This window comes from Parendozoicomonas sp. Alg238-R29, from assembly GCF_947331445.1.
Taxonomy (GTDB): Bacteria; Pseudomonadota; Gammaproteobacteria; order Pseudomonadales; family Endozoicomonadaceae; genus Sansalvadorimonas.
Genome location: NZ_CAMZOG010000057.1, coordinates 1 through 24,199 on the forward strand (window position 1 = coordinate 1; position 24,199 = coordinate 24,199).

Below are 24,199 nucleotides of genomic sequence, written 5' to 3' on the forward strand. Positions count from 1 at the left end.
CCGTTCAAATCAATCTTTGCCTGAAGGCTATTTCTGTTTCAACCCCTCACTTTCTTCAGCCAACCTGAGAAAGCCCCTTATTTTTGTAGGTACGGTCGTTTGTACGGGTGCTTGTGTTGGCTGCTCATAGCCTTATCGCGTTTGCTATGGCTCTGGCAACCAATTTCCCATCAGAGGTTTTCATGGTTCCTTCTGTGGTGAACATCCGTCGCCCGGCATGATCAATCTGGCCTTCAATAATAAGTGGTTCTTCTGAATCCATCACTGCACGTATGAATTTCACGTTCAAATCCGTCATGGTATGCCCCTCACCAACAGCCAATGTTGTCATAACTGCTGAACCCATAGCGGTGTCCAGCAAGCTGGCAATAATGCCGCCATGCAGAGAGCCAATCAGGTTTACATGGTGCTCTTTTGGGGTGTAAGTGCATGACCAGTAGCCCTCTCTGTAGTTAAGGACTTTATAGCCTAGGTTATCGGCCATGCCAAAACGCTGCTCCAGGGACTCAAAGTATTCCAGCCGCTCAAGGCCAGACATCTCTTTAATTAAACGTCGTGTGTCAGTCGATTCGGTGATCATCCGGTTACCTTGCGCAGTGCTTTTTTGGCGTAGTGCTTTTTGGCGTTGTTGCTCTTGGCGTGTTTTTGACTGTGGATAGATCAGTTGTTGGATATCTTTTCGCACCACCTTTCCAACAGGGTTTCTTGGCAATGATTCAAGAATATGAATGTGCTTGGGGGTTTTGACGGCACCAAGACCTTCTTTGAGAGTGTTTCGTATCGCCTGTTCGGTAAGTTGAATTCCAGGCTTCAGGCAAACAGCCGCTTCGAGCCTTTCGCCCCAGTAATCGTCTTCAACTGAAAATACGACAGCTTCCCTTATTTCAGGAATAGCGGTCAGTACGTTTTCAACTTCAGCGGGATAGATATTAAAACCGCCGGAAATAATCAGATCACTGACTCTCCCTTTTATAAATAGATAGCCATCATCGTTGATGTATCCCAAATCTCCGGTAAGTAACCATGGGGGCTCCGGCTGTTGGTTAATAAGAGATGTTTTAACAAAAGCGTGGGATGTTTTTTCTGGTTGATCCAAATAACCGGGCATCACGATGTTACCGCTAGCAGCTATCTCACCGGTTTCTCCCATAGGCACAGGCTGGTGATGCTTATCTAAAATCGCAATTTTGCAGTTGGCTGCGGCTTTCCCCACAGAAGCTTGTAGAGCTGGAGTCGCCATATCTTCGGGTGTAAGAGCCGCTATCAGTAGTGGCGCTTCTGTTTGCCCATAAACGGTTGAGAGTTTGGGGCCAAACAGATCCAGAGCTTGCTGGATACGCTTACCAGACATAGGTGCTGCGCCATAGGTTAAATGTCGCAAACAGGGGAAGGTTTCAGCGGTTGTTTCTGGCGCATCCAAGAGTTTGTAAATTAATGTAGGCGGCATAAAGCAGACAGAAACTTTCTGCTGTTGGAACGCTTTCTGAATACTGCTGATATCCGGTTGCTCAAGAAGAATATGGCTGCCACCTGCGGCCAGCACAGGCAACACATAGTGGGAGCCACCATGTGTTAAAGGTGCCACGGCAAGATTGCGATCGGAGCTTTGAAAATCATACAGCTCATGTAACCCCTGCATCACGGCCAGCATATTGCCGCAGCTTTGCATAACACCCTTGGGTTCCCCTGTTGAACCGCCGGTAAACTTTATGGCCATAACGGTTTCAAGATAAATTTTGGCTGGCTGAAACGGCGACCCTTTATACTGCTGAATCAACTCCTGACAGTTGGGTTGTTGTGGCGAACCTGATGAGCCGAGATGTAAGATCTTATGCAGCCCATCAGGTAATTCTTTGAGACTGTTTTGATCCGCAATAATTAGCGAAACATTGCCCTTTTTGATCAGGTTTTTATTCAGCGATAAACCATTCTTGGGATTGATGGGAACCCAAACCAACCCTGCAGCAAGAATTGCCAAATATGCGACAACATGATTGTTATGGTTCTGAGCGCAGAGCCCAACTCGTAAATTGTGTGGTGCTATAGTTTGTAAGCCTTGCGCCAGAGATTCAACTTGCGAGACAAGTTCTGAGTATGTGAATTGCCCATGGGAATCCCTCACGGCTATACCGTGAGGGTTTATTTTTTTGCCCTGGTAAAGAGCGTCAATAGGGCTTGAGAAGTTATTCATAGTTCACCTTTCAAGCGCAGTGACAACGGTGACAGCTTCTTCGCACTCATAAAAACCGCCACCATTTTCAGCCACGGCAATACGTGCACTTTCCACTTGTCTCGCTCCGGCTTCCTCACGCAACTGCGTCACCAGCTCATGGAGTTGAATAATGCCTGTGGCACCCACAGGGTGACCCTTGGAAACCAATCCACCAGATGTGTTGACCGGCGTTTTGCCACCAAGCGTTGTATGGCCCTGTTCGGTGAAAGCCCCTCCCTCTCCGATAGGGCACAGTTGCAGATTCTCGATTTGCTGGATTTCTGAATAGGCCGTTGCATCATGCACTTCTGCCAGATCAATATCTTTTGGATCGAGCTGCGCTTGTTCATAAGCCTGCAGGCTGGCGATCCGACCAATATGGTTATGGAAATCTGTTAGGGGACGGTTTGATCCACTGACCAGGCTTATACCACGAATACGAATAGCCCGATTTTTGTTGAACCGGTGCAGTTGTTTTTCTGAGCAAACAATAGCGGCTGCGCCTCCGTCTGAAATAGGTGCACACATAGGTAGAGTCAGAGGCCAGCTTACTAATCGTTCGCTGAGCACGTCTTCAACACTTACCGCATGTTGGTATTGGGCAAGAGGGTTAAGTGTTGAGTGCTGGTGGTTTTTAGAAGCAACATGTGCAATCTGCTTCTGGGTAGTTCCATAGGTTTCCATATGTAGCCGTGCCAAGGCAGCATAACTATCCATAAAGAAACTGCGTTGGCCGGTGTCCTGATTTTGAAATTCTGGAGGAATTAACGAATGTCCCATACCAGAGATCGACTCGCGAAACTCTTCAAGGCGGTAGATATCTGTTCCACCGGTGAAGGCTTTAAACATTTTGTCCCGTTGGTTGGGGAAGTACATTTTCTCGCCGCTGGCAATAAGCGCAACATCGCACATGCCAGCTTTGATATGTGCCACCGCCTGCAATAATGCTGTAGAACCAGAAGCACAGGCATTCTCAACATTGGTAACAGGAATGCCTTGAATGCCCAGTGGGCGAAGAGCGCACTGGCCACGAATCGTATTCTGCCCTTCCAATGCCCCCTGTCGTGTATTGCTAAACCATGCTGCCTGAATATCGGTGATGTCTGCACTGGCATCTTTGAGAGCATCCAGCACAGCCTCCTTAGTAAAATTTTTTACTGACTTTTCAGGAAACTTGCCCAGTTGGGTATGAGCGATACCGACAATAAATACATCTGTCATTTTGTTGCCTACAGCGTTGTTATTGCTCTTTTAGAGCAGGTTTCTTTCTTTGTACGACTCGAAAACGCCGGGTAACAAAAGCAAGATCGGTTAAGCAGGCATTACCTGCCGGATTAAGGCCGGTGACATGGAAGTCACTGTATGCAGCAGCAAAGTTGATGGGCATGCCCATCAGGTTGCAGGCAACAGAGGCTCCCACATCGTTATAGGCATCTTGTGCCTTCTCAAGAAAATCATCGCTGGTGGAGTAAACGTGTGAGGTGATGGCGCCGCACTCTTTAGCATCGGTTGTAGCTTCCTGCAGACAGGTATCTGCATTTTTTCCTTTGATCAGGAAAGACACAGGCCCAAACAGCTCGCTCCGATAAATATCTTTCTCTCCCGGTGTGACTTCAATCATTAACGGAGTGGCCGTTCTTGCATCCGGGAATTCAGGGTGATTATAGGGACTGGATTTCCGCAGAATTTTGCCTCGCTGTTTTCCTTGCCCCTCAATACGATCAAGTGTTGAGTAAATTTCATCATTCACCAACGTCCCACACAGGAAAGCGGCCATCTTCGGTTCTTCAAGGTGTTCGTTAACGGCGCTGACAAGCATTTCGGCAACATCGTCAAAGCTGACCTGTTCACCATTCACCAGAATGCCTTGCTCAGGAATATGTATGTTCTGAACACTGGTACACATCTGTGCAGAGGCCTGACAAAGCGAGTGGGCGATAGCTTTGGTCATACCTCTGATATTGTTTGTGGACTCAATCACAACGGAATTACAGCCCGCCGTTTCTGTATAAACCTGGGCGCGACGACAGTTGTCTTCTATCCACTGGCCAAAGGTTGGGCTGCCAGTGAAATCAATAATGGCTGTATCTGGATGTTGCAACAGAGGCAGGGTTGCAGGTTGCTCACGGGTATCTGCCACCATAGTGACAAGGTTGGCATCAAAACCCGCTTCTTTCAGCACTGAACGTGCGGCCTCAACAACAAGAGCGACTGGTAAAATTGCTGAGGGATGAGGTTTCAGAATGACTGGGTTGCCTGTTGCCAGGCTGGCCATAAGTGCCGGGTAACCATTCCAGAGTGGGAAGGTTGCGCAGCAAACCGCGACGCTTACGCCAACCGGCATAAGGCGAAATTCTTTTTCCAGAGCGGCGGTACCATCACTGCCAAAGCGTCGCTCCCAGCTGGCTGACTCAGGGATATCTTTCATCGCTTTGTAGGCATACACCAAAGCTTCCAGCCCTCGGTCCAAAGCATTCGCACCGCTGCCAGCAAAGGCCATGATAAAACTCTGCCCGGAGGTGTGCATGGTGGCATGGGCATTTTCAAAGAGTTGCTCTGCACACCGGTCCAGAATTTCCATGCAGATTCCAACACGTGTTTCCGTGGCGGTTTTTTTCCACTCTGCCATTGCCGAAGTCGCCGCTGAGAATAACTCTTCGGTATCAACTTTTGGGTAGGTGATGCCTAAAGGCTTACGGGTGTAGGGGGAAAGTTCTGCTCCGGTTTCACCAGATACTCCCGGCATTGGAGTGGTAAATGGAAAAGGGTGGTTCAGCTTGTCCTGAAAATTTTTCTTACCAGTGGCTGGAGGTTCATGGCCATGAATTTTGCTACTTGGGCTTTCTGGATAAGCAGTCCATGCGTAGCGCTTGGTACAGGCATCAAGTGCTTTTTCCAGTGTTTCCTGGTGCTTGGTAAAGTAGGCAGACATTCTTATTGTTCTTTAGACTAATGGCTTTCGTTAAAAGACTAAGTATTCATATGTTGAATTTCAAGCTTTCAAAATATAGACATTTTAACTTTCTTAAGTGTTGAATCCTTTTTGAAATCTATATTAGTCTATTAATGAAAGCTACTTTCTTCGACGAAATGAGTATTCGTAGATTTATAAAAGCAGATGTATAAAAACAGATGTATAAAAACAATAAGAAGGCATTGTCATGCTTAACGTTCTCAGTGAACTTTCCCGGGTACTGGATACCCGCGGAAACCCATATCTTGAAAATACCCATGCTCCCATTTCCCGGGAAATTGTAGCCAATGAGCTGGAAGTGATTGGCGAAATACCAAAAGACCTGACTGGTGTGTATTTACGTAATGGCCCTAACCAGCGCTGGCAGCCTCAAGGTGTTTATCATTGGTTTGATGGTGATGGCATGATGCATGGTGTAGAAGTGCGTGATGGTCAGGCAACTTATCGGAACCGCTGGGTACAAACGGATGGCTTAAAGCGGGAAGCTGAAGCAGAAAAAGCGATTTGGCCAGGGCTGATTGATCGGCCAGATCGTAACCTTCAGGGTTGGGGTTCTAATGGTGGTTTGAAAGATTCCTCCAATACCGATGTGGTTTTGTTCAATGGAAAACTGTTGAGCATGTTTTACCAGTGCGGAGAAGCTTATCAGCTTGACCCTAAAACACTGGAAACAACCGGCAAGATAGACTTAAAAGGTATGGGTGCCAGAAGTCTTTCTGCTCACTCAATGGTGGATGAACATACTGGTGAGCTGATCTTCTTCGACTACGGCACCACGGCTCCCTATATGACTTACGGTGTGTTGGCACCAACGGGTGAGCTAAAACACTTTACCGCGATTGATCTTCCCGGGCCTCGCCTGCCCCATACTTTGTCGATTACAGAAAACTATACCGTTCTGATGGATCTCCCTTTGTTCTGGAATCCGGAACTTTTGAAGAAAGATATTCAAAAGGTGGAGTTCTACCCTGAACTGCCTTCGCGCTTTGGCGTTATTCCACGCTATGGGGATGGAAGTGCTATCCGCTGGTTTGAGTGTGATCCCACGTACATCTACCACATGATCAACGCTTGGGAAGAAGGCGATGAAATTGTTATGGATGCCTGCAAAACCCATACACCAGAACCAACCAGTTCTCTACCCGGGCCATACGGTAATTTGCTGGCCTGGTTGAAGATTGACCCTACTTACGTGCGTTACCGTTTTAATCTGAAAACCGGTCAGGCGAAAGAAGAGCCGATGCATGACATTTTTACGGAATTCCCGGTTATTAACAGTCGCTACTATGGCCGCAAGAGTCGTTTCAGTTATCACGTAGGTTTTGCGGATGCACCGACAACCATGTTCGACAGTATTGTGAAATACGACATCGAGCAGGGAACGATTCAGCGTACCAAGTTTGGCGATGACTGTTTTGGCTCCGAGCCTGCTTTTGCTCCCAGAGATAACTCTCAGGGTGAAGATGATGGTTATGTTGTCACTCTTGTGAATGATCTTCAGGAGCAGCGGGGAGAGTTCCAGATTTACGATGCTAAAGATGTGGATAAGGGGCCATTAGCGAGGATTATTCTTCCTCAGCAAGTTCCCAGTGGTTTCCACGGGTGCTGGGCACCCGGAGACATTCTTTCTGAAACCATGGAAGGCTGGTGACTTTCAAAACCGTTAAGCAATCTGAAATGTGTAATTAATCAAAAGAATAAAAAGATGACAGAAGCCTATATCTACGATGCGGTGAGAACACCAAGAGGTATCGCCAAGGAGAGTGGTGGATTGCATGATATCAACCCACTGGATCTTCTGACGACGCTCTATAAGGCTCTGGAAAACAGAGGGAGTGTAAGCCCGAAAGATGTGAACGATGTTGTTCTTGGCTGTGTTACACAACACGGAGAGCAGGCTGGTAATATTGCGAAAACGTCAACGTTAAATGCCGGCTGGCCGGGAACGATTCCAGGTTTAACAGTGAATCGTTATTGTTCATCGGGTATGGATGCTATTCAGATTGCCGCTATGAAGATTATCTCTGGTGTTGATGATCTGGTGATCGCCGGTGGCGTGGAGATGATGTCGAGAGTGCCCATGATGTCTGATAAGCCTGCACCATTTGTGGATATTGCACTGGCAACCAAAGTGGGCATGGTTCCTATGGGGATAGGGGCAGATTTGATTGCTTCCCTATACGGCGTAAGTCGCGATGATGTTGATGAAGTTGCTCTATCCAGCCAGAGGAAAGCATTACAGGCTCAAAAGGAAGAACATTTTACTTCAATTGTTCCTGTGACTAACCCGGTGAAAGACATCACCCTTGAGCAGGATGAAGTCAATCGCCCGGATATTACTCAAGAAGCATTGTCTGCGTTATCGCCATCTTTCGAAAAGCTTGGAAAGGCTGGGATGGATGCGTTGTTTGAAAAGGCCTACAAACTGGATGCTATGTCTCATGTTCATACACCAGGCAACTCTCCAGCGATGGCCGATGGAGCGGCTCTGGTTGTAGTAGGTTCCGAAAAGACTGGGAAGCTACTGAATAAAAAGCCCAAGGCTCGCATAGCCTCCCTCGCGAACGTGAATGATGATGGTAATCTGGTGGTCAGTGGATGCGTAGCCGTTACCAAAAAGCTTCTGGATCAACAGGGTATGAGTGTCAGCGACATAGATTTGTTTGAAATTCATGAAGCATTTGCAGCTACGATTGTGAAAGCTCAGAAGGATCTGGAAATCCCGGATGAAAAACTCAATGTCAATGGTGGCTGTATTGCTTTGGGGCATCCGTTAGGTGCGACAGGAGCAATACTGGCTGGAACCCTTCTGGAGGAGATGGAGCGTAGAGATTTACGTTGGGGAGTTGCTGCCAGTAGTGGTGCCGCTGGTGCCGGGAGTGCAATTCTTATAGAGAGGTTGGGGGCGTAACGAAGAAACACAAATTAAAGTACCGCTAGAATTTGACTTTTTATTCAGAAAGAGGTTTTGTATTGACGGAAATGACTATTTGGTTTGTCTAATAGGTCATATTTTGTAAACGATATTTAACAAATCTGGCCATTTTATAAAAACAAGAACAGGCTAAGGTTGTTGCAAAAATAATAAAGCGTTTGAAACATTCCGTCTCGGAGTGATTTCTGTGTCGCAGTTCTGGCTTAGCCAAGAGACACCCCATAAAAATAAAAACAAGGGGATAAAAACTCTATGTTACACACCACACTCAGGGGCGTTCGCCCACTGATGCTCTCGTCTGCTGTCGCATTGGCGGTATCCCAACAGGCCGGGGCTATTGAGTTCAATCATGGAGATATTGAAGGAAGTTTTAACTCCCAGCTTTCTATTGGTGCCAGCTGGGGCCTTGAAGATCCAAACTCTACTAACGTGGCTGTTGGTAATGGTGGTACGGGTTACAGTAGCTCCAGTGATGACGGCAAGCTCAATTTCAAAAAGGGTGAAACCTTCTCAGAGATTTTCAAAGGTGTGCACGATCTCTCTTTAACCTATGAAAATTATGGCGTTTTCCTGCGGGGTAAATACTGGTACGACAATCGCCTTAACAATAAGAATGTTGAGCATGGTCACTTCCCCACCGGTTATGGCAATAGCCGCACATCAAAAAAGCTGGATGACTCCCACTTTGATGATCTGGCTAAGTTTTCTGGTGCCGAAATTCTAGACGCCTATGTGTATGGAGCCTTTGATATTGGCAACGTACCAGCCGACTTGCGTTTAGGTCGTCAGGTTGTCAGCTGGGGTGAAAGTACATTTATCCGCGGTGGTATCAACGAGATTAATCCCGTTGACGTGAGCGCATTCCGACGTCCGGGGGCAGAAATTAAAGAAGGCCTGATGCCGGTCAATATGATGTATGGCAATCTGGCACTGACGGATAACCTGAGTGTGGAAGCTTTCTATCAATTGGAATGGGAAAAAACTGTTCTTGATGGCTGCGGCACATTCTTCTCTTCCGGAGACCTTATTGGTGGTGGATGTAATTTCGCAACTATCGGTGGTAATACTCCCGGCCTGACCGATGAGTTAGCTTTTGCGAACCCTGCCACAAGGCTGAATCGTTTAGCTGATGAAACCCCCAGTGATGGTGGCCAGTTTGGTGTATCTGCCAGATATTACTCCCCCGAATTAAATGACACAGAATTCGGCGTTTACTTTATTAATTATCACAGCCGTACGCCGATTCTTAGCGCATTTAATGTGCCCAGTAATAACCCTCTTTACCGGGGACAGTACTTGGCTGAGTATCCGGAAGATATCCGCCTGTATGGGTTAAGTTTTTCAACGTCTGCCGGTGATTATTCTGTATCTGGTGAAATCAGTTATCGTCCGAATGCGCCGGTTCAGCTCAACCTTGTTGAAGGTTTATTGGCAGGTTTGACCAACGGTGCCGTTCCTGGATTGAGTCTTGAGAATGAGCGTGCTGTTGCAGCAGGATCTGGTAACAAAGTCGCTGGTTATGACCGGATGGAGCTGCTGCAAGCTCAAGTTACAGTTGCACGTTTCTTTGAGCAGGTTATGGGAGCAAGTCGCTTAACAGTGTTGGGTGAGGTGGGCTTCTCGCATACGGGTTCTTTGCCATCAGTTGATAAACATCGCTATGGGCGGGCATTTGCTTATGGTTTAGGCGAAAAGTCAGGATTCTGTAATGAAGTTGTAGGTTCGCTTAACCTTACAGCCAGTGAGTGTACCGATGAAGGTTTCGTAACCACGGATTCCTGGGGTTACCGCGTTCTCGGTCAGCTGGAGTATAACGATGTATTTGCCGGTATAAACCTGAAACCCCGCGTTGCTTATTCCCATGATGTGAATGGTTTTTCTGCTAACGGCACCTTCCTTGAAGGTCGTCAGGCGCTGACTTTGGCTCTGAATGCGGATTACCTGAGCAAATACACGGCTGGCCTTTCGATGACCAAATACTGGGGTGGCAAGTACAACACAACAAAAGACCGGGATTTTGCGTCCTTTAATCTTGGTATGAGTTTCTAAGGGAAAAGTCAGATGAAAAGAACAATGACAAAACTGACTCTTGCTCTGGCTGTTGCTGGTGGGCTGTCGGTATTTGGTGCCCATGCTGCGGTATCAGAAAAAGAAGCTGCAAAGTTAGGGAAAGAGTTAACTCCTGTAGGGGCAACTTTGGCAGGTAATGCGGATGGCAGTATTCCAGCCTGGAAGGGCGAGCTGATCAAAACTCAGGATGCTGATGGTTTCCTGATTGACCCATTTCCGTCCGACAAGCCGCTTTATATCATTACTGCAGCCAATATGGATCAGTATGCAGACAAGCTTTCGCCCGGTATGACGGCGATGCTTAAAAAGTATCCTGAAACTTATAAAGTGCCGGTGTACAAAAGTCGTCGTGCAGTAAGTTATCCCGAGAAGGTTTATCGCTCAGCCAGGAAGAATGCCCTGACGGCCGAGTTAAAGTCCGGTGGTAACGGTTTGGTGAAGTTCGATGAAACAGTGCCTTTCCCTGTTCCTCAGAACGGATTGGAAGCTGTCTGGAATCACCTTACGCGCTTCAGGGGCGGGGCTTATGAAGCCTTTAGTATGCAGATGGTAGTGCAGAGCAGTGGCGCCTATACACCGGTACGTTTGCATGATTATCAGGTGTTCCCTTCCTATCTGCAGGAGGGCTTTGATGCCGAGCAGGACAATAACGTGTTGTTCTACTTTATGCGCAGGGCTCTGTCGCCAGCTCGTATGACCGGTAATGTTCTGCTTGTTCATGAGACAATTGACCAGGTAGAAGAGGCGCGTCGGGCGTGGGCTTATAACGCTGGTCAGCGTCGCGTGCGTCGTGCTCCAACAGTAGCCTATGATGGTCCTGGTTTTGCAGCAGAAGGTACCCGTACTTCCGATAATGTAGACATGTTTAATGGTTCGCCGGATCGCTACAACTGGAAGCTGGTAGGCAAGAAGGAAATGATCGTTCCTTACAATGCTTACCGTCTGGCATCCAAGGACATTAGGTATGATGACCTGATCAAGAAGGGGCACATTAATCCTGCTGCTACCCGCTATGAGTTGCATCGAGTCTGGGAAGTTGAAGCAACCTTGAAGGACGATGCTCGCCACGTTTATGGCAAGCGGGTTATGTTCCTGGATGAAGACTCTTGGCAGGCTGTTCTGGTAGATCACTATGACGGTCGTGGCCAGTTGTGGCGTGTTGCTGAAGGCCACCACACTTTCGTGAGTGGTCCACAGACAACAGGTATGTCTGCAGAAGTTTTATATGACCTGCAGTCTGGCCGTTATATCGCCATGGGATTGGTTAATGAAGAAACCAAACCTGTGAACTATGAGTTCAGCCCTAAGCGTCGTACCTTTACTCCAGCAGCCTTGCGCCGTGCGGGTAAGTAAAGCACTGGTTGTTTGAATAAAGCTGAAAATGAAAAGGGCTGCGCTGTATTATACCGTGCAGCTCTTTTTATAACTGTATTTTTTATAACTGTATTTTTTTATAAATTAAGAGTCATATCAATATGAGGAATATCATCTTCCAGGTATTCTTCAGAAACCTTCCCCCCCCACACGGGCTTCTTGCAACGTCGCTACTCTTCCCAGGCTGATCTGAGGATAAGTTAAACTCGGTGGTCACAGGCGCATGCAAGAAACAAGTTTGCCTTGTTGATAACCGAGCAAATGACGTGTGTCTTTGTGGCGATCGTGATTATCCAGCTACTCCTGTTCAATAACAAACACATCAACCCGTAGCTTCATCAGGTCATAAAGCTGTTTTGTGGATAACGCAGAGAAAGCTATCCTCACTGCTCTGAGCCAGCGGGTGGGTGCAAATGTACAGATGGCTTTTGGTTTTGCTGTGTTTTATTCCTCACTGTGTGTACCCGTCTTGTACCGGGCAATCCTGCCAGCAGGGAACGCAATCATCAGGAGATGTGAAAATTACCCTGCACTCTGATGAGCAGTTGAGGGTTTGGGGATTAAAAAATCTTGAATTGGTGAAAGGTTCGGGTGGAGTTTATGGAGCCCAGCAGCTGGTATGTGGGTATAGCTCTGTTCAGGCAGGGAGAGTGTCTGTTGTTAGCCAGAACAACATGAACTTAAGTGGTCCGGGAGGTATTCAGATACCTTACCGGCTACGGCTTCGTAAAACTAGCAGCGATCCGGTCTGGCATGATCTTATTCCTGGGCAATTTTTGAGTATCAGATTGGGAGAGACAATTAAGCCAGATAGTAACTGTGGAAGTGATGCCAATATACGGCTGTGGGCGCTTTTATTGGAAAATAGTGTGGATTTAGTGGCCGGTAATTACTCTGATATTGTGACCGTAACCCTGAGCCCAGAATAGTTAATGGAAGTACCTTGTCGTTTCAATAGGGAGGGTAATATTCTTTTAGGTTATTTACTTTTACTTATGTAGTTCTTTCTCTTCTTTCTTACAGTGACTGCTCCTTTGCTAATCTCCCCGCGGGCTTGATTTATGCGAGAGGTGGTTATGAGATTAGAATATAGTGCCCTCAAATATGTTGTGAGGTGGTTGGTGGGCACAGTTCTGGTTTTGCCTGCTGTTTTGTGGGCCGATTGCTCGTTCACCCCCTGTGATAGTTCAGCCGACAATAAGTGTGAGTTGGGGGCGACATCTGTCGGTCAGTTCCAGGTCTGCATGAACATCAGTGCTTCTTATCAGATATGGGGGCTGAATAATATTGATTTGGGGACACTGACTCCTAGTTCCAGTGTTCCGTCTCCTTCTTCTATGTCTTTTTGTGTTTACTCCAATCAAGATGATCAGAAATTTACTCTGGCAGTTGATTCCGCTTCGGGAACTGGTGGCAATCTGGCTTTAAGGGAAGCAAGTGCTGGCACCATAGCAACGAATGTGAATTATACGCTGGAAGTGGCAACGACGGGAGGGACCACAGCAACGTTCTCTCAGTATGGAACAAGCCAGGTCTTCAGCCCCGCGACAGGAAGTGCACCCAACCCTTTTGTTGCCTGTTCAGGAGCAAATGTTACCGCGAAAGTGACGCTCGACTCCGGGTCATTTAAGGATGCCAATCAAGGTGTATACACTGACACTTTGATGTTAACGGTTAAAGCTGGGTGATTGTCTTTCTGGTGAGCTGCGATGGATTTCAGAGCGAGAGAGCACCTTATCGTTTTACTTTTTTATGGATTTTACTTCTAGCAGCGTTTTCAGAAATTCAGCGCAGCTATAGCAATGAAACTTTTATTGCTGCCGCCGGGCCACCAGAAGGCTTCGAAGTCTTAATTAACCCCTGGCATACCATGGTGGATATTTATTATGGTGATCGTCATCTGGTGAGCATGATGGCGACCATTTCACCAGAAACAATAACCTTATCTGATCCCAATCTTGCAGTAGATAAAATTCCGAATATCAGCAACAAGGTAATGGTTCTTGCTGCATTGACTGGGCGTTTAAAAAACAATGCAGATAAGGTTTGTTTGTATTCGGGGGAAGAAAACTGTGGCTGGCTCAAACCAAAAGTCGCAGGGGTGATTTTTGATGACAAGAGCTTTCGGGTCAGGGTTTTTATTGCACCAGAATTTCTTGGTAAGGATGGCATGAATTCAAGGCAGTATCTTCCAGCTGCATCATCTAATGCGCCTGGACTGGTGCAGTCTCTGAATGTTTCTGTATCCGGGTCTAATCAGGGAGGTAGCAGAGAAGTTCTTTATGGGACGACTTCTGTGGGAGTTGGAGAACTGTCATTAGCCTCTGAGTGGGATGTTGCCAGTGGCGAAGGGGGTCGTATTGCCTCTCTATATATTGAAAGAGATTTTCAGGGGCAGGATATACGGGCTGGCTATTTTTTTACATCTGGTTTCGGTTTTTCCTTCACACCTGATCGACCGATTGTCGGGGTTCATGCAAGTATTTCAGATAATACGCGTACAGATTTGAACTCAGGGCGCGCAACTCCTTTGGATGTGTATCTTCCGGTACGTGGGCGTGTGGATGTTTTTCGTGATGGCATATTGCTGAGATCCTGGTTGTTGGACGCTGGCAGTCATCAGCTAAATACTGATGGTTTCCCATTAGGTGCTTATACAATCAATGTCAGGGTATACGGCGATGGTAATCAGACCATCAGTGATGAGAGCCGGTTCTATGTCAGTCACTTTGGTCTTGCTCCGGAAGGTGTCAACTTATGGTTTGCTGAAGCAGGCAGGCTAATGAGCTGGAGTAAGCGGGGTTTATGGCCGGAAAGTGCCGACAACTGGTTGGCAAGAGCAGGACTCAGTCGAAGACTCAGGAATAGTTATGGCGCCACTGTCAGTGCAGCAGCCAGTCGTTATGCTGCGCTAGTTGAGCCGGGAGCACTGTATGTTGGTGAAGCCTGGGAGCTAATGCCTTCTGTTCTTATCAGTGATCACGGAGATCATGGAATCAATGTCGATATACGCCTATCGATGGATAAGTGGCTCGCATCATTGATCTATAGAAAGCTGCGTTCTAAAGGAAATCAATCTCCCGATCCCGTTCTGTTTGGAAGAAACAGCAAAAGCCTCTATGGAACCCTATCCACGCAGCTTTGGCAGGGGCATTTGCAATACCGGTTTAGCCAGTACTCAACAGATACGGTTAAAGGCGATAACAACCACACCCTCAGCTATTTAAAAAGGCTTATTCAGGATAATAGATACAGTATTGAAGGGCGGTGTGAAGTGACCAAGGCAGGCAGTGATCATCGAGTATTAGCCGGGCTTGATTTTCGATTACGCCAGAGTCGTATCAATCACACACTCTCCCCTAAATACGAACGTAGCCGTGACCAAAATAGCGGATGGAGTGGCTCAGGTTCAACACGCTATAACCTCTCTTACTCTGACAACAGAGAGGATCGTTATAATATTCAATCCAGCCTTTGGGGAGAGGCTCGCTCCGGTGAGCAGTTGGTCGGTGGTAACCTTCGGGTTCGTTCGCGTCTTGGAGAACTGACGGGGGCTGTCGATCATAATTGGGAAGGCAGCGGTTCAACTTCTTCGTGGGTTATGGGGCTTGCGACGAGTTTTACCTGGACTTCAGGGTATTTTTCCATTGGCGGTGACTACAGCGGTCGCAGTGCTGTGGTGGTGCAGATAGACGGTGTTGATAATCACGCTGTATTTAGTATTTCTGTGGATGGGCAGAAGAGAGGGTACACCAAAGGTCGCGCTGCTACGGTTATACCATTGGAGCCCTATGCAACTTACCGCATAGGTATTCATGGAGCTGATCTGGGAATCTATGACTTTCTCGAAGAAGAGCGTCAGGTCACCTTATATCCTGGCAATGTTAATCTGCAGTCGTTTAATGTTCAGCCCGCAAAAGTTCTGTTTGGTCAACTCCTTTCTATAGAGAACACGCCAATAGTCGGGGCAGTAGTAAGAAGTGGCCATGAGCGGACAGTCACAGATAAGTCAGGCATTTATCAGCTGGAAGTGCCCGTTGACGTCAAAGAATTGGAAGTTGACATTTTTGGTGCCTTATTACAAATACTCCCGATTCCTCAACCTGATAAAAAAAGTATCGGGTTGAAAGATGTGGTGAATATGGGAATCAGTGTTGTATCGTTCCCATACAGAAGTCGAATAATACAAACACAAAAACCGGCTTTAAATGAGGCGTTATCTGACTTTTACCAAACTGCAATGATGGCTAACGTTCTGGTCTGTATTGCTGCCTCACGAACTTATCCTCTTCTATTCAGGCCCTGTGTGTATCGGTTGGGAATGAGGAGACAAGGTTGATCTGGCGATTATGTCTCTTAATCTTTCTATGCTTTCCATGGACAGTTTTCGCGTCTTTTTATTTTAAATCTGTGGATGCTCCGCGGATAAGCTGGAACCCTGAAAATGACAACAGCCTCAGGCTTGTTGTAGGGGTGCACTTTCGAAGCAGGTGTCGGCCGGAATGTGTTGGTCAGCAATATCGCCTGGCACTTTCCGATACTTACCCCGGGTCAAAGCAAAGAGAAAATAATGGAGCTTATTCTGTACCAGGAAATTTTCCGGCAGGCATTCTTCGCCGTTATTTTGGAGATCGTGTTGAGTGGCGACAGAATGGCCAGCAGGCAGATCTTGTTCCCGGACGTTGGAGCGCAGGCTCCTTATCAACAAATACAAATAGATATGCTGATGGGCAACTGATTTTTAATTTTGTGAAAAGCGAACTGCAAAACCTTGAAGCAGGCAGTCATTTAATTTCTTTCTGGGTTGCAGGGGAGGGGATAGGTAAAGTCAGGCACTTTGATAGCATCGAAGTAAGGGTGAGTGTCGAAATACCTGAGACAGTGAAAATAAGCGCTCTTGATGATGTTGATCTTTATTATCGGGATTTATCTGGCGGCTGGTTATGGAAGGAAACAAAGTTCTGTGTATTTTCCAGCAATGGCGGCTGGTATCGGATGGAACTGGATGGTCAAAACAATCCGGGGGGGCGTTTCCAGCTAAGTAGTTCAGTTAATCAGCGAATGAACTATCGTATCAGCTTCAAAGATATGCGAAGTGGTTGGTATTCAACTGAACGGGGCAGGCAGCTACCCTCTCGGTACCAGGGTAGTCGGTATCCCGATTGTGGAAATAATCGAAATGCGACCATCCGGGTAGAGATTTACTATCGCGACCTACACTCTGTTCCTACTGATACATATACCGATGTGTTAACTGTTACTGTTCGTGCTGGTTAGTACTCACTTTTTTGACTCTTGATGGCTGAGCGCCAGAGTTTAATCGAAATACTTTTGAAACTTCATCCTGACCATCAAAAAGTCCATATCGAATAGAGCCTCCCAGCCTTATTGCTTCTTCTGGAAGTGTCAGATGAAATGCCTGCCCTGGGTAGATGCGGCCACTCTGTTTTAATGGAGAGCAATCTCGATTTTCATTTCTTTTGCAAAAATGTGTATTTCGTAAAACAACATTAATATTGCCTGTGTTTTTGAATACGACAGTGTTTTTCTCTCTTGCAGGGGTGACTTCTTTTCGTGTTTTGGCTGGTCGAATAAATACCAGAGCCTGATAAGCAACCAAAACCTTAATAGCGCTTCGCGTAGCTTTCATGTCTCCTAGAACCGGGCGAAAGGTAACCCGATAAACCTGTTCAAGATTTGGTGGTGTTTCAAGACTGATTAAACGGATGGATTTGTATGTATTAGCCGGGATAACGGCTTTTTGTGGAGTCGCAAGAAGCTTTATCTGATCAGTTTCCGTTATTTTTTTCAAAGTCTCATCAGTGGCTCCGGGGTTGATGACTTTAAATACCTCTGTTTCCAGATACAGAGTTTCATTGTCCGGGTTGGTGATTTGAATATCCTGACGAGGTAATTGCCCTGCTTCGAAATAGACCACCATACGATTGACCGACATAGTTGCCTTGGTGGAACAACTAAAAATGAACAGAGAACACAGGAACGTGAACTGCACATGGCTGCGAACCATGAAGTATCTCCGGCTATTTGATTTAAGCCGTTCAGTGTAGACAGAGATAGCTGTGAGGGTGGTAGCTTCTGCCCACAGAATAGGGGCAGAAGCGGTATGTGTGGATTGAAGCGACTTAAATGACTTCCTCCAGGGTTTCATCGCTGTCAATTTTATCACTACCCATATCAAGCTCTTTGATCTTGCGGGTGAGAGTATTACGCCCCCAGCCAAGAAGGTTGGCCGCATCACGGCGACGGCCGCATGTGTGCTTGAGAGCGGTTTCAATCATGATTCTTTCAAAAGCCGGAACTGCCTGATCAAGCAAGGCTGTTTCACCTCTGGCTAACTGTTGATCGGCCCAGTTGCGTAAAGCCTGTTCCCAGTTGTTGCCGGCGGCTGGTTCATTTTGTTGTGCCATCAACTCCGGTGGCATATCGGCAATCAACACTTCACGGCTTGATGCCATAACTGTTAACCAGCGACAGGTGTTTTCCAGCTGACGAACGTTGCCGGGCCAGTCCAGACTGCACATGAACTCTTTAGTTTCTGGACGAAGAATTTTGGATTCAACTTCCAGCTCTTTGGCTGCCTTATCCAGAAAGTGTCGTGTCAGCAAAGGAATATCTTCCCGACGATCTGCCAGACGTGGCAGATGAACACGAATCACATTAAGACGGTGGAACAGGTCTTCCCGAAAACCGCCTTCCTGCACAAGATTCTCAAGGTCTTGATGAGTGGCGGCGATTATACGAACGTCGACGGATACTGGTGTGTGACCTCCAACTCGATAAAACTCCCCATCAGCCAGTACACGTAACAAGCGGGTTTGGGTATCCGCAGGCATATCACCAATTTCATCTAGAAACAGTGTGCCGCCATTGGCTTGCTCAAAGCGTCCCCGACGTTGCTGATTGGCTCCAGTGAAAGCGCCTTTTTCATGGCCAAACAGTTCTGACTCAATCAGATCCTTGGGGATGGCAGCCATATTCAAAGGAATGAATGGGTTCGCTGCTCTTGGGCTGTGACGATGCAGAGCATGGGCAACCAGCTCTTTGCCGGTTCCGGATTCACCGTTAATCAGCACCGTAATATTAGATTGAGAGAGTCGTCCAATAGCCCGGAAAACTTCCTGCATAGCCGGTGCTTCACCAATGATTTCCGGTGTTTCGGAACTGCTGCCTTCGGGGTGTTGTATTTGTTGTTCCCGAGCGTGGCTTAACGCTCGTTTTACCAGGCTGACAGCCTCATCTATATCGAAAGGTTTGGGCAGATATTCAAAGGCACCACCCTGGTAGGAGGCTACAGCGCTATCAAGATCAGAATGAGCCGTCATAATAATGACTGGTAAACCGGGAAAGTCTTCGCTCAGTTTTTTCAACAAAGCCAAACCATCAGTGCCGGGCATACGTACATCACTGATAACGGCATCGGGTTGCTGAGTTCTGAGGCGGGATAAGGCGTCATCTGCGTTTTCGAAGCAGGTGGTTTTTACGCCATCCTGAGTCAGTGCGCGTTCCAGTACCCAACGAATAGAACGGTCGTCGTCTATTATCCAGACGTGCCCAGTAGGGTTGTTGCCTCCACTGATACTCGTGTTCATGACAAGAGTGCTCCTGCAGATTTTTGTTTATTATTACCGTTCTTAATTTGTGAAATACCTGCATTTTTATTATTAGTGGTTGGCATTTCCAGGCCATGGTTAGCTTTGTTTTCGAAGGGGATGAACAGTGAGAACTGGGTTTTACCAGGCTCCGACTCGCAGGCAATAATCCCGCTGTGCTGACTGAGAATGGATTGAGCGATGGAAAGCCCTAAACCTGAACCATCGGCTCGCCCACTGATCATTGGGTAAAAAATGTTTTCCATGATATTTGAAGGAATACCCGGGCCATTATCCTCAATGTCCACCCGGCAGATAATCTTGTGTCGGGTATTGCCGATGGTGAACTGACGAAGAATGCGTGTGCGCAAAGTTATTGTACCGTCACTGAGAGGCATAGCCTGTGAGATGGCCTGCATGCCGTTTCTGATAATATTCAGGGTGGCCTGAATCATCTGCTCGGCATCAATATTCATTTCCGGGATGCTGGGATCATAATCCCTGACCAGCTGAAGGGCGCCATTCGTTTCGGCATGAATGAGGCTGCAAACACGCTCGAGAATTTCGTGCACATTCACCGGTTTCATGGTTGGTGGTTTGATTGGCCCAAGCATTCTGTCCACAAGGTTACGTAAACGGTCGGCTTCTTCGATAATGACTGTTGTATATTCCTGTAACTCTTCATTGGGCAGTTCACGTGCCAGAAGTTGAGCCGCTCCCCTGAGACCACCCAGCGGATTCTTGATTTCATGGGCTAATCCGCGCACCAGAATCCGGGCAGTTTCCTGTTTGGCTTTGATGGTTTCTTCTTTGCGAATACGCAGCAACCGGTCTCGAGGTTGAAGCTCCATCAGCAGGTTGGTTTCATTGCCGGAGGTGATTGGGGTGATGGAGTAATCTGCTGCCAGAGTGTTGCCGTTGGTCAGCAATAGTTGGGCTTCCCGTTTGTTGTAGCAGGCTCCGGTTTTCAGGGCATTGCGGATATTGTCCAAAGATGAAGCATCTTCCTGGAAAAGCTCTTCACAATAGAGGCCATGTACCCGGCGGTCACTGAGCGCCAGTGCTGCCTCGGCGGCAGGGTTCATAGACCGGACTTTCAGGTTCTGATCGAAAACCAGTACGGCAGTTGTCAGGTTTTCAAGGATTTTATCCTGCATGGTTTCTCTTTTTGCTACCTGTCCGGATTCACAGTCTGAAAGTGTCATTATGTTTCTGTCCATGTAAATGCAAGAAACAAACCAGACCTACGCTGAATGCACTAATAGTGCTTGGAATTGTTATAGGTCAGGTAGAACGAGAGGCAGCAATGATACTGCTGCCCCTTACTAGAACAAGGATTGTGACACAGGAAAGATGTGTGCACCAGATTGGTGCGATTTGGGTTTCGGAAAATTTATCCGATTGGTTGGATGATTACTTCCCCCGGTGTTTTTGGCTTTTTAAAGAGCACACTGTGGCGATGCACATATATAGTGCTGGTTTCACTTGAAATCAGAGCTTTCCCTTGAGCATCTATCACCTGAACCTTGATTGAGTGGGCTCCCCGGCTGGGCTGCTTGATTTCAAAAGAGGGGGCGTCGCTGTCCTGTTCAACCTGGCCATCAACAAGAAGGCGGAATCTGTGGCCACCCTGTGGTGCTGGGGAAACCTTGGCTGTGATTGTTATGCTCACCGGGTTTTGAAAAGACTGTTCATTTTCAGGAGACGTAATCATCACAGATTTGTAGACAGCGGATTCTTGCTTCTTGGGCCTGGTGAGGGAGCGGGGCTTCACCGGAGTGGCAGGAAGAGTAAGGATTGGCCCAATCTCAACGGTTTCAGACAGCTTATTCTTGGGCTTTTTGTCTGTGAAAATAACATTGCCATTTTCATCAACCGTTTTGTAAACCTCAGCCTGCACTGGGGTTAAAACTAGAAATGTGGCAACAGCTCCTGCTGTAAGAACTTTTGTTAACCCGCTCATAATATCTCGTTATTTTTCTATCCTGTTTCTCTCAATGGTAATGGTTGAGGGGTGGGTACGCCAATGGGGCAGATTTGGTTGCGGTGTTTAGGTATTCTCGGGGTTTGCTTTTTTTGTGTCAGTGCAGATGGGAATGAGCCTGGGGAGAATGACCTTATTCAGATAAAACGGGTTGTGATTTTTGGAGATAGCCTCGCTGATACAGGTAACACTTGGGAACTCACCCGTTATCTCAATGGTGTTGGGGAAAAGCCCTGGTTTTACGATGAGCTCTTTGGTGTTGGATGGGAATGGCTGCCTATGAAACGCCTTGTTTCCGTTATTCCTCCGCCAGGTTATGACCATGGGCGTTTCAGTAATGGCCCGCTGGCAGGAGAGCTGGTGATGAACATGTTGGGCATGGATGCCAGTAACCCCAGTGAAATGGTTAACCTGGCATTTGGAGGCAGCTGGACTGTTCCCACAAATCATTTCGTTAACTCCTGGATATCACTCAGCCAGAATTCATCTGTATCCATGCATCAGTGGTTCAGGCATCTTGTTGGCGGAACTGGCAAGTGGTTGTTGCCCAGCTCTTCTGAAGTGGTTGACTGGTATTTGAAGCTGCATCGTTCCCTTGATAGTGAAACTTTGTACGTTCTTGAATCTGGTGCTAACGATTATCAGAACCGTTACTGGGATGTAAATGCTCTTGTGAATGAGCAGATCTTGATGATTCAGCGGTTAATCAATGCCGGGGCGCGCCATATTGGCTGGGGGACACTACCGGATCTGACATTTACTCCATGTTTTCGTGGAAGTGGTGAAACCGGTGAGATCGAAGAGTTGGTAAAACAGCACAATCGTGGAGTAACCGCCGCTAAAAGAGCTCTTGAAGCTCGATACCCGCAGGTAAAGATTATCTTCATTGATAGTTATTCCGCGATGAAGCTGTTTTTTCAGCATGCAGATAGTTTTGGTTTTACGGTGACGGATCGAGGGTGCACAAATATTAATATCACCGGTTGTCCTGCGCCAGGAGAGGTCTTCATCGATAATGCTGGCGGTATGACTGTTTGTAGCAATCCTGATGAGCACTTCTTTTGGGATTCCATACATCCGACAACCCGTATCCACGAACATGTTGCAACCTACATATGTGTTATGGTGGGGCTTAGGGGATATTGGACGGATTGCCAGCTGCCTTCTGGCTTCAACCGGAAAAAGGTGGAAACCTTGTATGAACTGATTGTTGAAGAACAACCTTTAAGTGTTGTTCCAGACCGTGCAGAACTCAAACGATTACTGAAATTGGAAGGTTGAAAAAAAGAAGGGGCTGCCATTTGGCAGCCCCTTCAGGTTTAAGAAGATTTTATAACCGTGATTAGCAGGAGTAGTACAGGTCAAATTCAACAGGGTGAGTTGTCTGACTAACCTTAATGCACTCTTCAGTCTTCAGCTCAATGTAAGCATCGATCATATCATCGGTGAATACGCCACCAGCAGTCAGGAACTCACGATCTTTGTCGAGGGAAGCTAGAGCTTCTTCCAGGCTGGCTGCAACAGTTGGGATCTCGGCTGCTTCTTCAGGAGGCAGGTCGTACAGATCCTTGTCTGCAGCATCGCCAGGGTGAATCTTGTTCTTGATTCCGTCCAGGCCAGCCATCATCAAAGCTGCGAAAGCCAGGTAAGGGTTAGCAGTTGGATCAGGGAAGCGAACTTCTACACGACGCGCCTTAGGGCTATTCACGTAAGGAATACGGATAGAAGCAGAACGGTTACGGGCAGAATAAGCCAGCATAACAGGGGCTTCGAAGCCTGGAACCAGACGCTTGTAGGCGTTAGTAGAAGCGTTAGCGAAAGCGTTGATAGCTTTAGCGTGCTTGATCACACCACCGATGTAGTACAGGGCATCGTCGCTCAGTCCTGCATAGCCATCACCTGCGAACAGGTTGTTGCCATTTTTGCTGATGGACATGTGAACGTGCATACCACTGCCGTTGTCACCAACCAGAGGCTTGGGCATGAAGGTTGCGGTTTTGCCGTAAGCGTGAGCAACGTTATGTACGCAGTACTTCAGGATCTGGGTTTCGTCAGCTTTACGAACCAGAGTGTTGAAGCGTGTACCGATCTCACACTGGCCAGCAGTACCCACTTCATGGTGGTGTACTTCTACAGGAACGCCCATGGCTTCTGTAGCGCCACACATAGCGGCACGCAGGTCGTGCAAGGAATCGACTGGAGGTACGGGGAAGTAACCACCTTTAACGCCAGGACGGTGACCAGTGTTGCCACCTTCAAACATTTCGTTGGAAGCCCAGGCAGCTTCTTCAGAGTTTACTTCGTAAGATGCACCGGAAATATCGATTTTCCACTTCACGTCATCGAATACGAAGAACTCAGGCTCCGGGCCAAAGAACGCGGTGTCACCGATACCGGTGGACTTCAGGTACTCTTCTGCGCGCTTGGCAACAGAACGAGGGTCACGCTCGTAGCCCTGCATGGTGGCAGGTTCGATAATGTCGCAACGCAGGTTCAAGGTGTTTTCGTCGGTAAACGGATCGATAACGGCGCTTGAGTCATCCGGCATCATGATCATGTCGGATTCGTTGATGCCCTTCCAGCCAGAGATGGAGGAGCCATCGAACATTTTGCCGATTTCGAAGAATTCGCTGTCGACTTCGCTGATAGGTATAGAAACGTGCTGTTCTTTACCGGCAGTATCAGTAAAGCGCAGATCAACCCACTTTACATCGTGTTCTTCGATCAGGGAAAGAGTCTTGTTGGACATTCTTGTCTATTCCTCGGGTTTGTCTCGACCGCTTGAATCCACGTTTTCCTGACATTGGACGCGTGGTGCTGGATATGCGGTTTTGTCAGTTCGTTCCGGCCAACTCGGGCAAATCCGGCAGACCATCTAAACTCGCGTTATGCTATCACTGTCGTCGACAGAACTATTAGCAAGCCGCGTGCCAAATTAATGACGCCCTCTGAGCCCGTGTTTTCGCCCGATGCACGGTCAGTGCACCTCTTGTTTTTCTACTTGGTGCACCATTCCTGTGCCTTTAGGGTATGCCTGTGC

The 24,199-nt window shown here is 47.5% G+C and carries 17 protein-coding genes; 9 read left to right on the top strand and 8 right to left on the bottom strand.

What is annotated here, in order from left to right; genetic code table 11:
* Window positions 1–124 precede the first annotated feature (124 nt).
* Genes QMA35_RS14115 through paaN form a run of 3 tightly spaced genes read right to left on the bottom strand, consistent with a single transcriptional unit; the run spans window position 125 to window position 5,144 of the window.
* Window positions 125–2,191: an AMP-binding protein gene (locus QMA35_RS14115; protein ID WP_281647799.1), complete on the bottom strand. Its 2,067-nt coding sequence runs from the start codon at window positions 2,189–2,191 to the stop codon at window positions 125–127.
* Between the two features lie 3 nt (window positions 2,192–2,194).
* Window positions 2,195–3,433 (bottom strand): thiolase family protein, encoded by a 1,239-nt coding sequence (locus QMA35_RS14120; protein ID WP_281647800.1) that lies wholly within the window; start codon window positions 3,431–3,433, stop codon window positions 2,195–2,197.
* Between the two features lie 19 nt (window positions 3,434–3,452).
* The gene (gene paaN / locus QMA35_RS14125) at window positions 3,453–5,144 is read right to left on the bottom strand and encodes a phenylacetic acid degradation protein PaaN (RefSeq protein WP_281647801.1); all 1,692 of its coding nucleotides are present in this window, start codon (window positions 5,142–5,144) and stop codon (window positions 3,453–3,455) included.
* A 229-nt stretch (window positions 5,145–5,373) separates the two neighbouring features.
* Here paaN and QMA35_RS14130 point away from each other — a divergent pair, with 229 nt between their 5' ends.
* The 8 genes from QMA35_RS14130 (at window position 5,374) to QMA35_RS14165 (ending at window position 16,842) form a co-directional block, all read left to right on the top strand.
* Complete coding sequence (locus QMA35_RS14130) at window positions 5,374–6,837, top strand: carotenoid oxygenase family protein (RefSeq protein ID WP_281647802.1); 1,464 nt, start codon at window positions 5,374–5,376, stop codon at window positions 6,835–6,837.
* Between the two features lie 54 nt (window positions 6,838–6,891).
* Window positions 6,892–8,097 carry an acetyl-CoA C-acyltransferase gene (locus QMA35_RS14135; RefSeq protein ID WP_281647803.1) on the top strand — a complete coding sequence of 402 codons (1,206 nt, stop codon included), beginning with the start codon at window positions 6,892–6,894 and terminating at the stop codon, window positions 8,095–8,097.
* Between the two features lie 276 nt (window positions 8,098–8,373).
* The gene (locus tag QMA35_RS14140; protein WP_281647804.1) at window positions 8,374–10,170 is read left to right on the top strand and encodes a DUF1302 domain-containing protein; all 1,797 of its coding nucleotides are present in this window, start codon (window positions 8,374–8,376) and stop codon (window positions 10,168–10,170) included.
* 12 nt (window positions 10,171–10,182) lie between these two features.
* Window positions 10,183–11,544, top strand: a complete 1,362-nt coding sequence (locus tag QMA35_RS14145; RefSeq protein ID WP_281647805.1) for a DUF1329 domain-containing protein — start codon at window positions 10,183–10,185, stop codon at window positions 11,542–11,544.
* A 434-nt stretch (window positions 11,545–11,978) separates the two neighbouring features.
* The gene (locus QMA35_RS14150; protein WP_281647806.1) at window positions 11,979–12,494 is read left to right on the top strand and encodes a hypothetical protein; all 516 of its coding nucleotides are present in this window, start codon (window positions 11,979–11,981) and stop codon (window positions 12,492–12,494) included.
* A 147-nt stretch (window positions 12,495–12,641) separates the two neighbouring features.
* Window positions 12,642–13,253, top strand: a complete 612-nt coding sequence (locus QMA35_RS14155; RefSeq protein ID WP_281647807.1) for a hypothetical protein — start codon at window positions 12,642–12,644, stop codon at window positions 13,251–13,253.
* The gene (locus tag QMA35_RS14160) at window positions 13,250–15,904 is read left to right on the top strand and encodes a TcfC E-set like domain-containing protein (RefSeq protein ID WP_281647808.1); all 2,655 of its coding nucleotides are present in this window, start codon (window positions 13,250–13,252) and stop codon (window positions 15,902–15,904) included. The genes QMA35_RS14155 and QMA35_RS14160 overlap by 4 nt, the downstream gene beginning before the upstream one ends.
* Window positions 15,905–16,038: 134 nt before the next feature.
* Window positions 16,039–16,842: a hypothetical protein gene (locus QMA35_RS14165; protein ID WP_281647809.1), complete on the top strand. Its 804-nt coding sequence runs from the start codon at window positions 16,039–16,041 to the stop codon at window positions 16,840–16,842.
* On the opposite strand, the gene QMA35_RS14170 is transcribed toward QMA35_RS14165, so the two are convergent.
* From QMA35_RS14170 to QMA35_RS14185, 4 genes are all read right to left on the bottom strand, one after another.
* On the bottom strand, window positions 16,823–17,593 hold the full coding sequence (locus QMA35_RS14170; protein ID WP_281647810.1) for a fimbria/pilus periplasmic chaperone: 771 nt from the start codon (window positions 17,591–17,593) through the stop codon (window positions 16,823–16,825). The genes QMA35_RS14165 and QMA35_RS14170 overlap by 20 nt on opposite strands.
* 115 nt (window positions 17,594–17,708) lie before the next feature.
* Window positions 17,709–19,175 (bottom strand): nitrogen regulation protein NR(I), encoded by a 1,467-nt coding sequence (glnG, locus tag QMA35_RS14175; protein WP_281647811.1) that lies wholly within the window; start codon window positions 19,173–19,175, stop codon window positions 17,709–17,711.
* Complete coding sequence (gene glnL / locus QMA35_RS14180; protein WP_281647812.1) at window positions 19,172–20,380, bottom strand: nitrogen regulation protein NR(II); 1,209 nt, start codon at window positions 20,378–20,380, stop codon at window positions 19,172–19,174. The genes glnG and glnL overlap by 4 nt, the downstream gene beginning before the upstream one ends.
* A gap of 188 nt (window positions 20,381–20,568) precedes the next feature.
* A complete protein-coding gene (locus tag QMA35_RS14185; RefSeq protein WP_281647813.1) occupies window positions 20,569–21,138 on the bottom strand; it encodes a DUF4124 domain-containing protein in 570 nt (189 codons plus the stop codon).
* A 63-nt stretch (window positions 21,139–21,201) separates the two neighbouring features.
* Here QMA35_RS14185 and QMA35_RS14190 point away from each other — a divergent pair, with 63 nt between their 5' ends.
* Window positions 21,202–22,440: an SGNH/GDSL hydrolase family protein gene (locus QMA35_RS14190; RefSeq protein WP_281647814.1), complete on the top strand. Its 1,239-nt coding sequence runs from the start codon at window positions 21,202–21,204 to the stop codon at window positions 22,438–22,440.
* A 61-nt stretch (window positions 22,441–22,501) separates the two neighbouring features.
* On the opposite strand, the gene glnA is transcribed toward QMA35_RS14190, so the two are convergent.
* On the bottom strand, window positions 22,502–23,908 hold the full coding sequence (glnA, locus tag QMA35_RS14195) for a glutamate--ammonia ligase (protein ID WP_281647815.1): 1,407 nt from the start codon (window positions 23,906–23,908) through the stop codon (window positions 22,502–22,504).
* Window positions 23,909–24,199: the final 291 nt, after the last annotated feature.

Bases quoted from the DNA above. Each gene is read 5' to 3' on its own strand.
- glnA (WP_281647815.1), bottom strand. From the start codon at position 23,908: ATGTCCAACAAGACTCTTTCCCTGATCGAAGAACACGATGTAAAGTGG.
- QMA35_RS14145 (WP_281647805.1), top strand. From the start codon at position 10,183: ATGAAAAGAACAATGACAAAACTGACTCTTGCTCTGGCTGTTGCTGGT.
- QMA35_RS14155 (WP_281647807.1), top strand. From the start codon at position 12,642: ATGAGATTAGAATATAGTGCCCTCAAATATGTTGTGAGGTGGTTGGTG.
- QMA35_RS14120 (WP_281647800.1), bottom strand. From the start codon at position 3,433: ATGACAGATGTATTTATTGTCGGTATCGCTCATACCCAACTGGGCAAG.
- QMA35_RS14170 (WP_281647810.1), bottom strand. From the start codon at position 17,593: ATGGTTCGCAGCCATGTGCAGTTCACGTTCCTGTGTTCTCTGTTCATT.
- paaN (WP_281647801.1), bottom strand. From the start codon at position 5,144: ATGTCTGCCTACTTTACCAAGCACCAGGAAACACTGGAAAAAGCACTT.
- QMA35_RS14115 (WP_281647799.1), bottom strand. From the start codon at position 2,191: ATGAATAACTTCTCAAGCCCTATTGACGCTCTTTACCAGGGCAAAAAA.
- QMA35_RS14190 (WP_281647814.1), top strand. From the start codon at position 21,202: ATGGGGCAGATTTGGTTGCGGTGTTTAGGTATTCTCGGGGTTTGCTTT.
- QMA35_RS14130 (WP_281647802.1), top strand. From the start codon at position 5,374: ATGCTTAACGTTCTCAGTGAACTTTCCCGGGTACTGGATACCCGCGGA.
- glnG (WP_281647811.1), bottom strand. From the start codon at position 19,175: ATGAACACGAGTATCAGTGGAGGCAACAACCCTACTGGGCACGTCTGG.
- glnL (WP_281647812.1), bottom strand. From the start codon at position 20,380: ATGACACTTTCAGACTGTGAATCCGGACAGGTAGCAAAAAGAGAAACC.
- QMA35_RS14150 (WP_281647806.1), top strand. From the start codon at position 11,979: ATGTACAGATGGCTTTTGGTTTTGCTGTGTTTTATTCCTCACTGTGTG.
- QMA35_RS14140 (WP_281647804.1), top strand. From the start codon at position 8,374: ATGTTACACACCACACTCAGGGGCGTTCGCCCACTGATGCTCTCGTCT.
- QMA35_RS14185 (WP_281647813.1), bottom strand. From the start codon at position 21,138: ATGAGCGGGTTAACAAAAGTTCTTACAGCAGGAGCTGTTGCCACATTT.
- QMA35_RS14135 (WP_281647803.1), top strand. From the start codon at position 6,892: ATGACAGAAGCCTATATCTACGATGCGGTGAGAACACCAAGAGGTATC.